Below are 15,208 nucleotides of genomic sequence, written 5' to 3'. Positions count from 1 at the left end.
GACCTAATTTTCCAGCATCACATTCTGAGCGCATCCGTCATTCCAAAATTCTGCTTTGCAGCTTTGAGCCAAAGAAGAATATTTGGAATCTCATTTCTCACTGCATTCATTCAGATACCGGGTAAATTAATTCTTACAGAAACGTAAGAATTAATTTTCCGGCATGACGTTCTGAGGGGTTTTCGCTAAACTCGCAGCATGAACACCGACTACAACCTCAAAGAGATCACGCTAGCCGCTTTCGAAGAGCTGATCTTAGCCACTGATGAACAAGTTGCACTAAAACCGAGCGCCGATAAATGGTGCGCCAAGGAAATTCTAGGCCACTTGATCGATTCCGCCACCATCAATCATGGTAGATTCGTTAGAGCACAACACAATGATGCACTCATTGGGGAAGGTTACGATCAGGACAATTGGGTTGAAGTTCAGGAGTATCATATGCAAAACTGGCAGGACCTACTCATTACTTGGCGTCAGCTCAATATGCAAATCGCTCTTTTGATGCGCATCACCGAAGAAGAGGTAAGAAATAAAGCCCGGACGAAGCACAACCTCCATGAGATCGCATTCAAAACATTTCCTGAGAATGAGCCCACAACACTAGGGTCATTGATGGAAGATTACGTCGTTCATTTGAGACATCACCTTGGGCAGATCAGGGCTTTGATGAGCATTGATTCTTAAGGTCTGCATCTTGAACTCTCTTCAGACTCAAGAGGCAGGGTTATTCCGCCACGCGGAACGAGTCATTCCCAATAATAATAGGAGGCAGTTCTGTACGCTTTTCCTCAGGTCCATTCTCTAACTTCAATACCCCTCTTGGACAAACCGCAGAGCAGATCCCACAACCCACGCAGCTCGCGCGAACAATGTTTTGTCCTTTCTGGGCATAGGCGCGTACATCAATGCCTTGCTCGCAATAAGTAGAGCAGTTACCACAAGAGATACATTGTCCGCCATTGGTGGTAATTCTAAATCTTGACTTGAATCGTTGAATGATGCCCATGTAACCCGCCAACGGACAACCAAATCGGCACCAGACACGACTTCCCAATAATGGATAAAAACCAACACCGATCACACCAGAGAAGGTCGCTCCAATCAGAAATCCGTAAGGTTTTTGAAAGGTGTTGTAGATATTCAAGCCAAAGACCTCTCCTGTATTCCAGAAATAGCCATAAACCGTAGCTGCCGTCATGATAAAAACAAAGACCATCACTGAGTGAATCAACCAGCGCTCCAGCTGCCAAGCGCTCAGTTTTTTGCTGGACAAATGTCGAAAAGGATCACCTGCCGTTTCGGCCAGTCCACCACAACCGCAAACCCAGCTACAATACCATCGCTTGCCCACGAAATAGGTGACGATAGGTGTTACCACCAAGAACATGGCTATCCCAACGATCAAATACAGCACGCCTACCGGTTGATAAGCCTCTTGCTGCATAGCGTCGAGGTGCCAATCGTAGAAATAGTCGTAATCCAAGGGCCACATGTTCTTGATGTCTGTGTCATAATAGCCTAAATACTCTCCTTGTGCGTTCACTGCATCGTTGTAATTCAATCCAGCTAAGACCTCGGGAATAAGGTAAGCCAAGAACAATTGGGCGGCCATCACCACCAATGTTCTTTTGGTCTGATAAGCATTGCCACGGTACTTGAACAAGAACTTGATGCCTAAGGCCACAATGGACAGGGTGTAGATGGTGCCATACAAAAACCACTGAGTGGCAGGTTTTCCTTTGAAAAGCATGCTCAGCGGATCAAAAAGTGCGACAAAGCCTTCATTGGCTCCAGACGCTTTATAACCTAAATACTCAGGATAAAAATAGATGATCACATAGAAAGCGGTCAAAATCACTCCTGTTATCCAACCCAGAACTCCACGACTGGTTAGGCTCTTGAACATGACCCCGTTGTTCTTGATACCTGGTGGTTGTTTCATGTAAAAACGATAGGCATACAAGGTGGTGCCAATCAAAATCCCCCCTATCGCGAAGCTTAAGCCAAGCGTTGAGGGTATGGGCAAGTTCCCCCAGGCAAGAAAGAAAGTCAGCACACCTAAGCCCGCCAAGGTGAGCCCTACCTTTTGCAAGGCATCGGTTTGTGCAGGTTCTGGGTTAGCCAGGGATAAACTTGGTTCTACTTGTGCCATGTGAATTCGTTAGGAGATTAATGCTAAAATTCTTTTCCAACTTCTCTTTTTAAGTCTGAGCTGTGTACCATTTTCCATATTGAATTGTGTTAAGATCGCTTCTTCATGCGGTCGATAGAATTCAGGATCAAAAGCCGCATCTCTCAGGTGTTCCAGCACATCATGAATGATTCTGCCTTCTTTGAGCCATTGGTCCAATACATGATGCCGTAGCCGAAAACCAAAATTGTTGACACCCACCAATTGTCCACCGTCCCTTTTCCATCGCAGTCGTAATGAAATTTTACCACTCGAATGCTCCCAATAAAAGTCTTCCTCATCGGTTGGTTTCAGAGGACTTACTGACCCGTAGGTTTGGTACTCAATATCAAAGAATTTCGCAGAGTTGAACCAAGGACCTGGCCGATAGGTAGTAGGCTTACCTGTCAACGTGGCTGCGAGCGCTTCTCCCATCATACGGCCGGTGTACCAAACCTGTTCTATGCTTTTTCTACCCTTGGGCGCCTGCCTGAACTCCACACAGTCACCAGCGGCATAAACATCCGGAATATTGGTTTGGAGTTTGTCATCCACCAAAATGCCACGATTGAGTTCAATGGTCGAATCTTTCAACCAGTCAACATTTGGTGATACGCCTGCCGTAAGCCCTACAAATTGACAGGAAATCTCTTCACCCGTTCCAGTAACGACGGCCTTAACTTTACCGGTGTCATCAGATAAAATTTCCTTGAGCTCTGTACCCAATCTTAAGTCGACATGGTGTTCTGCAATGTGCCGATTGATCATCTGAGATTCCTCCTCAGGCAGCACATTGTCCCAAAAGCTTGCTTCACGTACCAAAAAGGTCACGGGTATATTTCTTGAGCGCAACATTTCGGCCATTTCAATACCGATCAAACCACCCCCCACGATGATGGCTCGCTCAACAGCTTTGGTATTCTCCTCCATCAACTCAAGGTCTTGGTAGCTATACAGCCCTTGTACACCAACCAGGTCTTGTCCAGGCCAACCAAACTTATTGGGTTTAGAACCGGTAGCGAGTACCAGTTTGTCATAGTCAATGAGCTCTCCAGAAGACAGCACCAATTGTTTCCGATCTGTATTGACGGTCTCTACCCAGGCCTTTTTTAATTCGATTCGATTTTTTCCCCAAAACCAATCTTCATAAGGCTTGGTATGCTCATATTTCATATGGCCCATGTAAATGTACATCAGTGCTGTGCGCGAAAAAAAGTGGTCCGTTTCGCCAGAAATAACAGTGATGCGGTAATTACTCCTTTTCCTCACATAGCGTGCCGTGGTAATGCCTGCAATTCCGTTCCCTATAATGACAATATGCTCCATGAAGCTGTGTGGGCGTGTTCTGTTCCTAAAAGCAAACGCCAAGTGCTGGTCTTCTAGAATGGAAATTAATCAAAATTAGTTTCAGAAGCTTTCGAGATAATTGTTTATTCCAGATGCAACCTTCTTTTTCTTTGGACATCTTTAAAGCAAATAATAGGAAATGAAGAAATTAATGTATTCCCGTTTAGGCCTGATCATACTCTTAGCCTTCTGCGCGCAGACCCTCGTTGGCCAAGTTCGAGAAACAAGAACTGTCTCCAATTTTCACGAACTGAGCATCTCCAGTGCTTTTGTGGTTGAACTCAGTGTTGGCAATACAGAATCCTTGGAAATAGAAGCAGAGGAGCGCTATATCGATGAGATCGAATCAGAAGTGCGAAATGGCCGATTATCCATTCGCATCAGAGACTCGCGCGAAACGCGAAGAATGAAGAACTCTCCTCGTTTGTACATCACGGTAAAGTCTTTGGATTTCATTAGCCTCAGCGGTGCTGTGAAATTCACCACATTCGACCCTCTGAAGGGAGATCGATTAAAAGTCAATATGTCAGGTGCAAGCGTAGCACAGATCGAGGTAGAAGTTGAAGACTTAGAGATCGAGGCCTCCGGCGCCAGCGAGATCAAAATGAAAGGAAGTGCAAAAAATCAGTCGATGCGTTCGTCTGGCGCTACCTCTTATGCTGCCTACGACTTGGAAAGCGAGTACGCTGATATCCGATTGAGTGGTGCGGGTTCAGCGCGGGTGACGGTATCAGATGAACTGGATGTGCGAGCTTCAGGAGCTTCGGATGTTCGGTACAGAGGTAACCCTACTGTTAACTCGAGTACTTCTGGTGCCTCTTCAGTTAAGAAAGGCCAGTAGTACAAGTATTTAGACCGTATTAGATAGACATTAGACTGACAGCCACTGGCCAAGAGCTAAAAGCCAATGGCCCCAACCTACCATGACCGATCCCGGCTTTGAAGCAGCAATTGCTACTAAAGGTCGGGATTACTTTATTCTTAGTGGGCAAATAGGTTTACCTTTCCTTTGCGACAAGTTTAACAAATTATTCATTCAACTTCTCTCCCTATGCTCACCCATATCCATCCAAAACTCCCTATGCGGAATAAAGCGATCACTCGCTCGTATTACATCGATCAACTTGGCTTTGAGCAGCTTGGGAAGATGGACTACGATGGCTATTTGATGTTGGCAAAAGATCAAATTGAGATTCACTTCTTTGAGTTCAGAGCCCTCGATCCTAAAGAAAACTATGGACAGGTTTATATTCGAGTGGATGCGATCGACGCCTACTATCAGACACTACTTGAGAACAAAACGGCCATTCACCCAAACGGCCACTTATCGGTGAAACCTTGGGGACAGAAAGAATTCGCCTTGCTCGACCCGGACAGCAACCTATTAACCTTTGGAGAAAAGCTGTAAACATGTCCTGAGCACTCTGCGCTCCTAAAAGCTTAGGATTTGAAAAACTTCTCGATCAAAAGATGGGCAGCATTCAAAGCGGGTAGCTCCCCATTGGCTACTTTTTGCCTAATGGTTGGTAAGTCATGTTGGACATTGTCATCAGCATAAAAGGCATTGGCCAGAAGTTCCTGTAAATTCTCCTTGAACCAGTTCAGTTGTTGCTCTTGACGGTTTTTTTCCAGAAACCCATTCAGCGCCATTTTCTCTGCATGTTCTTGGATCATCGTCCATATTTCAACAACACCTTCATTGTGTAAAGAAGAGCAAAGTTTGACTTGAGGAATCCAACCAGAAGGATCAACCGGAAATAAATGCAAGGCATTTTGATACTCTGCTTTGGCCCGTTTGGCTGCTTTGACGTTGTCTCCGTCCGCCTTGTTGATCACCACCGCATGGGCCATTTCCATGATGCCCTTTTTAATGCCTTGCAACTCATCACCCGCTCCAGATAACATCAATAGCAAGAAGAAATCTACCATGCCATGCACTAAAGTTTCAGACTGTCCGACACCAACAGTCTCGATCAAGATCAAATCGAATCCTGCCGCTTCGCATAATAGCATGACTTCCCGTGTCTTGTTGCTTACTCCACCCAAGGTAGATCCTGATGCAGTAGGACGTATAAAGGCCTTTGGATCTCGAGCCAAACTTTCCATTCGAGTCTTGTCCCCAAGTATACTGCCTTTGGTCTTTTGGCTACTCGGGTCAATGGTCAATACAGCGATCTTCTTGTCTTGGGAAGTCAAATGAGATCCAAACGCCTCAATAAAAGTGCTTTTTCCAACCCCAGGTACACCGGTAATGCCAATGCGGACAGCATTTCCTGTTTGCGGCAAAACGCCTTGAAGCACTTCCTCTGCCTGCTGGAGATCGGCAGGGTTCCGACTTTCGATCAAAGTGATTGCACGGCTGAGCGTCAGCCGATCTCCTTGGAGAATGCCCGAAATGTAGGCTTCGGTCGTTAAGCGTTTCTTGCGCATATTCAATAGCCCAAAATAAACAGATTTTCATCGGTATTTCTAAGGCAGTCTAACATCTTGAGCTACATTCATTAATTTGCCTTAGTGAAACGTCGAGTTCTACTCATTACCATTTCTGCTATTTTATTGACCATGCTGCTTAGCTTCTTGGTCTATGAACGCGGGGTCTACACCTTTTGGTCGCAAAAGGGCGTAGAGCGTCTGAACGCAGAAGACGCGATCTCCTTGATCGAGATAGAAGAACCAGTAATAATTGACGTGAGAAGTGAAGAAGAATATCAGGTAAGCCACATGGACCAAGCCAAGCGATATTCCCCTGAAATCATTGAAAAGCTGAACCCTAATGATCCGATCTTAGTTTATTGCACAGCGAGCGTTCGGAGCAATAGTTTGGCCAAAGTCCTGGTAAATCTGGGCTTTACGCATATTTATGAGCTAAAAGGAGGACTTCTCCATTGGAAAAACCAAGGCTATCCCTTGGTGAGGACCGATGGAAACCGAACGGACAGTCTACATACCTACTCTTCAACACTCGCACCCTTCTTAAGAAAAGGAACTGCCGTATACTGATATGTCTACATCGACTTTGATCATTTTTGTAAAAAATCCTGAACTGGGAAAAGCCAAAACAAGGTTGGCGAAAACCATCGGTAAAGAAAAAGCCCTAAGGATCTATGACATGCTGCTGCACAAAACCCGTGAGGTGGTGACGCCGCTTGCTGTAGATCTGCAAGTCTATTACAACGATTATATCGATCGCGATGACCTTTGGGAAAATGAACGATTCGATAAATACCTTCAGGTGCAAGATCATCTTGGGGCAAAGATGAGTACAGCGTTTCAACATGCTTTTGCCCAAGGCTATGAAAAAGCGTGCATTATCGGTAGCGATTGTTGGGATCTCAAGACATCGCACATTGAACAAGCGTTCGATCAGTTAACCACCAATGATTTCACCATTGGACCTTCTGTTGACGGCGGCTATTACCTGTTGGGAATGAAGGCTCTTGAACCCGCTCTTTTCACCGATAAACAATGGAGTACGTCAACCGTGTTTAAAGACACCGTCGAAACGATAAAAGAGCTCGGCTTAACCTACGCCCTGCTGCCAACCATAAGTGATGTAGATGTAGAGGCAGACCTGGGGGATTGGGCAAAATAAATAATGGAAAAATGAAAAATATACTCTTTGGTATAATTATAATCGGAGTTGTCCAATCCTGTACGCCACAACAACAAGAAGAAGAGGTAACCTATACGCCCTCTCCTTTCATTGATCAAAATTGGGCAATGGATAAACTATGGGAAGATGGGCAAGCCGAAGTCGCTATTTATGATGCTCAAATGGTGATCTATGGCTCGCCGAGAACGTTTGAAAACCCAATGATCACCGTGAAGGAAGAATTCAATACGAGTTTTAATGTGAAAACGGACGACTACGACCGACATGATCTTTTCTCTGTGATCAAAGTGAATCGATTTGCGGATATCCCAACTCCCAATTATCCATATCACTACCTCACCTCACTCTTCTACAAAAGAGAGCAACCCGAGCAACTCCACAAAATGACCCATACCGGTCAAGAATGGTGTGGAAATACCTTCAAGCAATTCGAACTAACCCCATCCGGTTATGCTTACGACTACAATAGCTACTTTGATGGTTATGGTGACGGCTACATGGAACTAGAGGGCAACGATTTTTGGTGGGAAGATCAATTACCTTATGTGCTAAGAGCGCTAAGTTTTGAAGATGGACTGCGTTTTGAAAAAGCCACTGTCAATAGCCAGATCAATACCAAAACCTTCCGCCCTGAAGTTACCAAGGCCAACTACCTAGTGACAGAAGAAGACAGTGTATGGAGGGTCAGCGTTACCTTTGGTGAAAACAAGGAGAACAGCTATACGTTCGACAAGGAATACCCGAACCTTATGCAAGAGCAGAACACTTGGTATGGCTACCAGATGAAGTTACGTTCCGTCAGTCGTTATAAATACTGGAGATGATCAACATTGAGTCTTTACATATATACCCGATCAAGTCCTTAGGTGGAATAGATCTAGAAAGATCGGAGGTAACCTCAAGAGGGTTGGCTTATGACCGCCGTTGGGTGCTGGTCGATCAGACTAATCGTTTTGTCAGCCAAAGAGAACATGCGCGATTGGCACTTTTACAACCTCATTTGGGTAAAGTGTACATGACCATCACCGATCGAAGTGGTCAACTCCCTCCTCTAGAATTTGCCTTGGGCGAACCAGAAACCACTGCTGAGGAAGTGACCATCTGGGATGATACGGTGCCCGCTCGACCAGTAACTTCCATTGCAGATGATTGGTTCTCCACTTTTCTGCAAATGCCGGTACGCCTGATGTACATGCACGAAGCAAGTGTACGGCCGGCCGACCCGCGGTATGCGATCACTGAACAAGACAAAGTGAGTTTTGCCGATGGCTATCCCATCCTGATCATCAGCAAAGCCTCGATGGAGCTATTGAATTCAAAATTAGACGATCCATTAGGGGTCAATCGGTTCCGAGCCAATATCATCGTCTCAGGAATTGAAGCCCATGAAGAAGACAGTTGGAGAGAGATCAGAACAGCAAAGCAGACCCTTTATGGAGTGAAGCCCTGTGCCCGTTGTGTGATGACCACCATTGACCCAAAAACTGGCACAGTGGGAAAAGAACCCCTAAAAACGCTGTCTACTTACCGGAAAGTTGGACACAAGATTCTTTTTGGTGAGAATTTTATACCCAAAGAGGAAGGCAGTGTTCACGTTGGTGATGAGATCCAGGTGATAAAAAAGAAAGAACCTTCGATTTGACCATGACACTCCTTTGAATTTTAGACATTCATCATTCAACACTTAACATTCATCCCTAACTTTGCCATATGGCCGACCCCTACATCAAAGCCTTACACATCATCTTCATTGTCACTTGGTTTGCAGGGCTCTTTTACATTGTGCGTTTATTCATTTATCAAACAGAGGCATTGGGTAAAAACGAGCCGGAAAGATCAATTCTTTCAACCCAGTTAGCCCTGATGGCCAAAAGATTATGGACCATTATTACCTGGCCCTCTGCGATCATCACCTTGATTCTAGGCACAACGATGATTTGGCAGTACCCCACCATGCTGAAACTTCCTTACATGCACATCAAACTGACGTTTGTCTTGCTGCTCTATGTATACCACTTCTATTGTCAGCGCATCTACAGCCAGTTGCAAAATGGGGTTGCTAAATTCACTTCTACTCAGTTGAGAGTGATCAATGAGGTGGCGACGCTGATTTTGATCGCCGTCGTTTTTTTGATCGCATTAAAAAATCAGTTGGATTGGATCAAAGGAACGCTAGGTTTTGTTGGAGTAACAGTGGGACTGATGATTGCCATCAAATGGTATAAGAAAGTGAGAGAACGTAAATCCAAATAGTATGTCAAAAGCATTTTCAAACACGATAAAGCTTGTGCTGATCTTCTCAATATCAGCCTCAATTTTACTCAGCTGTGGTAGCTCTGGAGAAAGTAAGCTTCCTGTTCTGGGCAGAAAAGAATATAAGGAGGTGAATGGGCAGATCGACACTATTTATCACACTATTCCTGAATTTTCATTTGTTGATCAAGACAGCATGATCGTCACAGAAAAGACATTTGAAAACAAGATCTATGTTGCTGATTTCTTTTTCGGCACATGTCCCACCATTTGCCCGGTCATGAAACAACAGATGCTGCGGGTGTATGAGGAGTTCAAAGACAATCCAGCCTTCGCCATACTATCGCACACCATTGATCCGGAACATGACACTGTGGCTTATTTGAAGAATTATTCCATGAACATTGGCGTTCCTGACAACCAGACCTGGCATTTTGTTACGGGGGATAAAGATGCTATTTACCGCATTGGTAGCGAAGAAGGCTACATGGTGCCGGTAGGAGAAGACAGCGATGCACCGGGCGGGTTCATCCATAGTGGTGCCTTCCTATTGGTCGATAAGGAACGCCGGATTCGAGGCATTTATGACGGCACGAAAGCATTCGATGTTGATGAGCTCATGGCCGATATCCCTAAACTTTTGGCGGAATATGAATAAGTCTCAAGCCATACGCTTCCAGTTGCACGGTCTTAGGCAAGTACTCTTGCTGACACTGGCACTCACACTCGTACTTTTTAGTTGTGGGGGAGAAAAATCTGTAAACGAGCAAACGCTTGAACGGCTTGATCAAAAGGAACTTCAGCTGTATACCAATGGCCGCCAGCTTTACGAGCGCTATTGCCAAAATTGCCACATGCAAGATGGTAATGGTTTGGGGCAATTGATTCCGCCTTTGGCCAAGGCAGATTATTTATTAAATGATCTAGAAAGAGCCGCAAGGATCATTAAATATGGTCAAAAAGGCCCTATTGAAGTCAATGGAAAAGCATACAATCAGCCGATGCCGGCCAATCCCAATTTGACCAACCAAGAGATTCAAATGCTATTGACCTATATCGGGAATGCCTGGGGAAACCAGTCCGACGTGTTGTCCGTCCAAAAAATCCAATCCTCACTGGAAGCAGAAGAGAACTAGATTCCTCGGAAAATAACTACTGGAGCTTCTTTTTAGCAGCTGCAATCGAGTTATTGATGTTTTCTTTGACCATCAGAACCTTTTCCATCTCTTCTTGGAAGAAAGCCTCTCGTTCCTCGATGGTGGTTTCCTCTTTCACATGGGGTTGTGAATTCTTTGACCATTCGCGCATCCATACCATCATGCTGCTATTGGCATCATCCAACTCCTTCGCTAATGTGCGCAAATCAGTTACCTCAGCACTATCCGTTACCTTTTGAGCTTCTGCCAAAACCTGTCGTTTCAGGTTCATGACCTCGCCCATCTTTGGCATGACCTCATCATGAATGCTCAGCACCTCGTCGACCTTGCTTTGGGTATCATAACCACCGCAAGACACGGCAACAAAAATTAAGAGAAGTAAAGGGAATACTTTTTTCATAATCATAAGTTGAGGCAAATCTACAATAGGAAAAGAAACGGAGTGTAATTTCAGTTACAAGAATGTGGAAGGATGGACAAATTTTGCTGTCTCAAGACACAAGTCTAAGATCACCAAACTAATACGCACCGTCTGCCAAGCCCAAATCTTCTCCCTCAACCAACATGTACATGAGCTTATCTGGGTTTTTGGCGTTCAACACAAGCTTTCCACGAATCTTCACCCTTTTGGTCTTGTATTTCATCTTTTCACCTTCCTTCATGGTGATCTCCATCACTGTTTCCGGACCACCACTTCCACAGAAGAAACACTCACTGATGGGTAGAGAAGACAGGATGAGTTGTTCTGGTTTGAACATTCCTTCAAAAGGAATAATAAAGCCTTCCACCTCAACAAGCTGACCTTCCACTTTCTTTACCTCTTCGCTGAACACGGGCACATACAAATCTCCATACTCATCTTGCTGAATCTCGTATTTGACATCTGCTAAGGTTTTCCAAAGCTGTGCTCCTTTCATTTTAACCTCTTGCGCAGTTGTGGCAAAAGTCAATACGAAGAAGCCTAAAAAATATCCGATGGTCTTTATTTTTCTAATCATCTGCCAATACGTTTGAAATGTCCGTTTTGTATGCATTTATCGCCGGAATCAAGGAGGCAACGATACCTACCCCTATTGCTATTAACAGCACATATATTTCTTGGTTCACAAAAATGAATCCAGATATCCCAATATCATCCGACTTTTCATAGAGTCCGGCAAGTCCTTCCATCAAGGCATGCCCCAACAATAATCCAATGAAGCCTCCCATTACAGTTATTATGATGCCCTCCAGGATCACATGGACGAAAAGCTTGCCCTGAGAAGCACCGAGTGAACGCATAATGGCCAGGTCATACTTTCGGTCCTTCAATGCATTATACAAGGAAATGAAAATACTCAAACCCGAGATTCCGATGATGATGTAAGCAAAGGCCATCAGCATGTCTACCCCAATGCCAAGAAGGGAGAATAGCCGCTGGGTCTCAAAGGCTGGTGAAGCGGCTTGCATGTTGGTGTTGCTATTGATGAGTCGTGGTAATTGAACGGCGCCTAGAGGAGACCTAAACTGCAAAAGCATAGACGTGATCTCTGCCTCTGCATCACCTATGGGTAAGCCGCTTTCATACGCTGAGCCTAGTTCCTTTTCATGGGTATGCTCTTCGTCTTCCGCGTCATGTTCATGTACGGCCCAAACACTTTCTACATTGGTCAATATGAGATTATCGAGGGCAGAACCGCTTGGTTGAAGGATCCCCACCACTTGGTAATTTTGTTCTTCGTGCGGCATATCTGCTACTGACATACCATGCGAGCCGTTGAAGGCGTCTCCTACCTTCATTTTTAGCTTTTTCGCCACATTCGCGCCAATCACACAATCCAGGTTGTACTTCCACAAAGCACCTTCCGCGATTTCCGCATCGTAAAGTTTCACATAGTCATGATTGGTACCGGCAATTCGAAATCCTTCGTAATTGTCACCCAAGGCCAGTGGAATGGCCTGCTTAATGAGACGGTTATGTGTCAAGGCTTTTGCTTCATCCAGCTTAATATTACCCGTTGGGAAGTCAATGTGATATACGTTTGCCAATATCAATTGGAGTGGACTTCCTTTGGCTCCAACCACCAAGTCGACACCCCGCTTATTCTTGGCCAAATTCTCTTCCAACTGCACATTGAGCAAGATCAATACCATAATGATGGCAATCCCTAGGCTCATTAACAGGATATTCAAGGCCGTATTGAGTGGCTTGGCTTTGATGTAATTCCAACTTAAGACAAAAAGGTTCATGTGCTTGTCAGGTTAAGTTGAACATCAAATTCATCTTTGACTCGTTGGTCGTGTGTGGCGATCACCAAGGCCGCGTGGTAATCTTTCGCTTTTTCCTTAAGCATGCGGATCACCCGAAGGGCATTGTCATCATCTAAGCTCGCTGTCGGTTCATCCGCCAGAATGACTCGGGGTCGATTGATCAAGGCTCGGGCTATGGTAACCCGCTGCTGTTCTCCTTGGCTCAAGGCCCTCACCTTTTTTAATCGATGAGCACTCAGGTCTAGTTCTTCCAGCACCTCTTTAATACGCCCTTTGTCTTGTGCAGCCCCAGCCAAGTATTGGGCTAAAAGCAAATTGTCTTGTACGGTCAGGGCAGTGATCAAGTGAGGCTTTTGAAAGATCAAGCCGATGTTTTGTCCACGGTACTTGTCGCGCTGAGCAGACGAAAGGGTGTAAATTTCCGATTGACCGATCACTACCCTCCCCTCATTGGGCGCCAATAGACCTCCCAAAATATGCAGAAGCGTCGTTTTACCACTTCCTGATTTTCCCAAGATCATCAAATGCTCATCATCTCGCACCTCCAATTGTGGAATGGATAAGATCTTATGATTGGAATACCCAAAACTGAGCTGTTCTAACTTGATCATTTTCAAAGACGAAGTAAGCGAAGGCGTAGCAATAAATAAAACCACTGGTGTATTGAACCACTAACCTTCTGTAGACATCACACGTAAATGCAAAATGAATGATGCATTAGGCATCATTAATCTTGCAAAAAATAATACCTTTACGCCTTATTTCGAAAAGGACCATGCTAGACTTTCTCAAGTTTAAAAAGAAAAATCAATCAGAACCGAAAAAGAAAAAAGGCTTCTTCAGAGAGTTATTCGATGATATTCTTTTCGCACTGATCGCTGTGACCATCATCCGTGGACTTTTTATAGAAGCTTATGCCATTCCAACAGGTTCAATGGAAAATTCTATGCTCATCGGCGACCACCTTTTCGTCAGTAAAGTGCATTTTGGTCCTCGTTCACCTAGAACCTTGATCCAGTTTCCTCTGGCTCATCAAGACTTCTGGGGCACAGGTATACCTTCCTATTCAGATGCTATTCAACTGCCGACTTTCCGTTTTCCGGGGATTCGTAAACCACGAGTTGGAGAGCCTGTTGTATTCAATTGGCCACCGGACTATAAAAATGGTTTTCCGGTCGACATGAAGACCTTTTATGTCAAACGATGCTTAAGCACTCCGGGAGACACCCTACAGATCATTGATAAAAAGATCTATGTCAACGGGAAATTGGTAGAAGATGCTCCAAATGCCTTGACCGGCTACTTTGTCGAAACTGACCGAGGAGTTAACCAACGATTTATGCGAGAAATCGGCATCACAGACTACTACGACGAGAACCCGAATGATACCTACGCCACCAATGCCAACGCCGTTTACTCCTACAAAGGGAAACGTGGTTTTTACATGAACACCACGGCAGAAAAAGCTAAAGCCTTGGAGAAATTAGCCTTTATCCAAAGTGTTACTGAAGTTATTCATGAGCCGGGTGAAATAGATGATGTGCTCATGAATGCCGAACTAGGTTGGACCCGTGACAATTTCGGACCGATAGTCATGCCTGAGAAAGGGATGACCATCCCGCTTACGCCAGAAAACGTTAAGCTCTATGGAGAAGCCATTAAAGAATATGATGGCAATGACAATGTGGAGATCAACGCCGGAACAATCGCCATAGATGGAGAGCTTATCTCAGAATATACCTTTAAACAGGGCTATTATTTCATGATCGGAGACAACAGACACAATTCATTGGATTCTAGGTCATGGGGTTTTGTCCCGTACGACCATATTGTGGGTAAGCCCCTGTTCATTTTCTGGTCAATTGATCGCACTAATCCAAATGCTGGCTTCTTTGAAAAACTTAGATTCAATAGAGTACTAGATCTGATCAAGTAATGAAGCTGTTGTTGACATCCCTCTTTCTATTCATTAGCCTCTGGCAAAACGACAATGCATGGAAGACCTTGTCAAAAGTGACCATCGAGAAACGTTTTGATGAAGTGATGAACTTCGAAATTGATTACCCAACATTTAGCGAAGAGGTTAAAGCGCTAGATGGACAAGTGATCACCCTTAAAGGCTGGATGATCCCTTTAGACGAATTAAGAGGCGAGAACTACTTTGTCCTATCCGCTTTGCCGTTTGCGAATTGTTTCTTTTGTGGAGGTGCAGGACCAGAAACTGTGGTAGAAGTGTTCACAGAAGAGGAATACGACTTCACTGAAGATCGAATCACTGTGACGGGAAAACTCAGACTCAATGCAGATGACCCGACCCAACTCATGTATGTAATGAGTGAGGCTGAAGTAGTTGATTGATACTGACTCTTTGCTGTTCTGAACACAACGGGACAATTCAATATCTTCAAATTCTGT

General features: G+C 44.7%; 19 protein-coding genes. 12 read left to right on the top strand and 7 right to left on the bottom strand.

What is annotated here, in order from left to right; genetic code table 11:
• Window positions 1-198 precede the first annotated feature (198 nt).
• Window positions 199-687, top strand: coding sequence for a DinB family protein (locus tag AC2D6U_RS13395; protein ID WP_484721496.1), 489 nt, complete (start codon window positions 199-201; stop codon window positions 685-687).
• A 40-nt stretch (window positions 688-727) separates the two neighbouring features.
• Here AC2D6U_RS13395 and AC2D6U_RS13390 read toward each other — a convergent pair whose 3' ends face one another.
• Window positions 728-2,155, bottom strand: a complete 1,428-nt coding sequence (locus tag AC2D6U_RS13390; RefSeq protein WP_484721495.1) for a 4Fe-4S binding protein — start codon at window positions 2,153-2,155, stop codon at window positions 728-730.
• A gap of 9 nt (window positions 2,156-2,164) precedes the next feature.
• On the bottom strand, window positions 2,165-3,499 hold the full coding sequence (locus tag AC2D6U_RS13385; protein ID WP_484721494.1) for an NAD(P)/FAD-dependent oxidoreductase: 1,335 nt from the start codon (window positions 3,497-3,499) through the stop codon (window positions 2,165-2,167).
• 160 nt (window positions 3,500-3,659) lie between these two features.
• Between AC2D6U_RS13385 and AC2D6U_RS13380 the strand changes: the two genes are divergently transcribed.
• On the top strand, window positions 3,660-4,361 hold the full coding sequence (locus tag AC2D6U_RS13380; protein WP_484721493.1) for a head GIN domain-containing protein: 702 nt from the start codon (window positions 3,660-3,662) through the stop codon (window positions 4,359-4,361).
• A 210-nt stretch (window positions 4,362-4,571) separates the two neighbouring features.
• A complete protein-coding gene (locus tag AC2D6U_RS13375) occupies window positions 4,572-4,928 on the top strand; it encodes a bleomycin resistance protein (RefSeq protein ID WP_484721492.1) in 357 nt (118 codons plus the stop codon).
• A 32-nt stretch (window positions 4,929-4,960) separates the two neighbouring features.
• Here AC2D6U_RS13375 and meaB read toward each other — a convergent pair whose 3' ends face one another.
• On the bottom strand, window positions 4,961-5,950 hold the full coding sequence (gene meaB, locus AC2D6U_RS13370; protein WP_484721491.1) for a methylmalonyl Co-A mutase-associated GTPase MeaB: 990 nt from the start codon (window positions 5,948-5,950) through the stop codon (window positions 4,961-4,963).
• 84 nt (window positions 5,951-6,034) lie between these two features.
• Here meaB and AC2D6U_RS13365 point away from each other — a divergent pair, with 84 nt between their 5' ends.
• The 7 genes from AC2D6U_RS13365 to AC2D6U_RS13335 all read left to right on the top strand — a co-directional run bounded on the left by AC2D6U_RS13365 (window position 6,035) and on the right by AC2D6U_RS13335 (window position 10,522).
• Window positions 6,035-6,520 carry a rhodanese-like domain-containing protein gene (locus AC2D6U_RS13365; protein ID WP_484721490.1) on the top strand — a complete coding sequence of 162 codons (486 nt, stop codon included), beginning with the start codon at window positions 6,035-6,037 and terminating at the stop codon, window positions 6,518-6,520.
• A 1-nt stretch (window position 6,521) separates the two neighbouring features.
• Window positions 6,522-7,112, top strand: coding sequence for a TIGR04282 family arsenosugar biosynthesis glycosyltransferase (locus tag AC2D6U_RS13360; protein WP_484721489.1), 591 nt, complete (start codon window positions 6,522-6,524; stop codon window positions 7,110-7,112).
• A gap of 11 nt (window positions 7,113-7,123) precedes the next feature.
• Entirely contained in the window at window positions 7,124-7,957 is an 834-nt protein-coding gene (locus AC2D6U_RS13355; RefSeq protein WP_484721488.1) for a hypothetical protein, read from the top strand.
• Window positions 7,954-8,775 (top strand): MOSC domain-containing protein, encoded by an 822-nt coding sequence (locus AC2D6U_RS13350; protein ID WP_484721487.1) that lies wholly within the window; start codon window positions 7,954-7,956, stop codon window positions 8,773-8,775. Before AC2D6U_RS13355 ends, AC2D6U_RS13350 begins: the two co-directional genes overlap by 4 nt.
• Window positions 8,776-8,843: 68 nt before the next feature.
• Entirely contained in the window at window positions 8,844-9,386 is a 543-nt protein-coding gene (locus tag AC2D6U_RS13345) for a CopD family protein (protein ID WP_484721486.1), read from the top strand.
• 1 nt (window position 9,387) lies between these two features.
• On the top strand, window positions 9,388-10,044 hold the full coding sequence (locus AC2D6U_RS13340; RefSeq protein ID WP_484721485.1) for an SCO family protein: 657 nt from the start codon (window positions 9,388-9,390) through the stop codon (window positions 10,042-10,044).
• Window positions 10,037-10,522, top strand: coding sequence for a c-type cytochrome (locus AC2D6U_RS13335; RefSeq protein ID WP_484721484.1), 486 nt, complete (start codon window positions 10,037-10,039; stop codon window positions 10,520-10,522). Before AC2D6U_RS13340 ends, AC2D6U_RS13335 begins: the two co-directional genes overlap by 8 nt.
• 16 nt (window positions 10,523-10,538) lie before the next feature.
• Here AC2D6U_RS13335 and AC2D6U_RS13330 read toward each other — a convergent pair whose 3' ends face one another.
• The 4 genes from AC2D6U_RS13330 to AC2D6U_RS13315 all read right to left on the bottom strand — a co-directional run bounded on the left by AC2D6U_RS13330 (window position 10,539) and on the right by AC2D6U_RS13315 (window position 13,404).
• A complete protein-coding gene (locus AC2D6U_RS13330) occupies window positions 10,539-10,943 on the bottom strand; it encodes a hypothetical protein (protein WP_484721483.1) in 405 nt (134 codons plus the stop codon).
• Window positions 10,944-11,061: 118 nt separating this feature from the next.
• Complete coding sequence (locus AC2D6U_RS13325; protein WP_484721482.1) at window positions 11,062-11,541, bottom strand: hypothetical protein; 480 nt, start codon at window positions 11,539-11,541, stop codon at window positions 11,062-11,064.
• On the bottom strand, window positions 11,534-12,772 hold the full coding sequence (locus AC2D6U_RS13320) for an ABC transporter permease (RefSeq protein ID WP_484721481.1): 1,239 nt from the start codon (window positions 12,770-12,772) through the stop codon (window positions 11,534-11,536). Before AC2D6U_RS13320 ends, AC2D6U_RS13325 begins: the two co-directional genes overlap by 8 nt.
• A complete protein-coding gene (locus AC2D6U_RS13315) occupies window positions 12,769-13,404 on the bottom strand; it encodes an ABC transporter ATP-binding protein (protein ID WP_484721480.1) in 636 nt (211 codons plus the stop codon). The genes AC2D6U_RS13320 and AC2D6U_RS13315 overlap by 4 nt, the downstream gene beginning before the upstream one ends.
• Before the next feature lie 164 nt (window positions 13,405-13,568).
• Between AC2D6U_RS13315 and lepB the strand changes: the two genes are divergently transcribed.
• Window positions 13,569-14,729, top strand: coding sequence for a signal peptidase I (lepB, locus tag AC2D6U_RS13310; RefSeq protein ID WP_484721479.1), 1,161 nt, complete (start codon window positions 13,569-13,571; stop codon window positions 14,727-14,729).
• The gene (locus AC2D6U_RS13305) at window positions 14,729-15,151 is read left to right on the top strand and encodes a hypothetical protein (protein WP_484721478.1); all 423 of its coding nucleotides are present in this window, start codon (window positions 14,729-14,731) and stop codon (window positions 15,149-15,151) included. The genes lepB and AC2D6U_RS13305 overlap by 1 nt, the downstream gene beginning before the upstream one ends.
• Window positions 15,152-15,208: the final 57 nt, after the last annotated feature.

It is taken from the genome of Roseivirga sp. YIW32, assembly GCF_057219245.1.
Note: the sequence above shows the minus strand (reverse complement) of the source record. Positions and strands in the feature narration are given on the sequence as shown.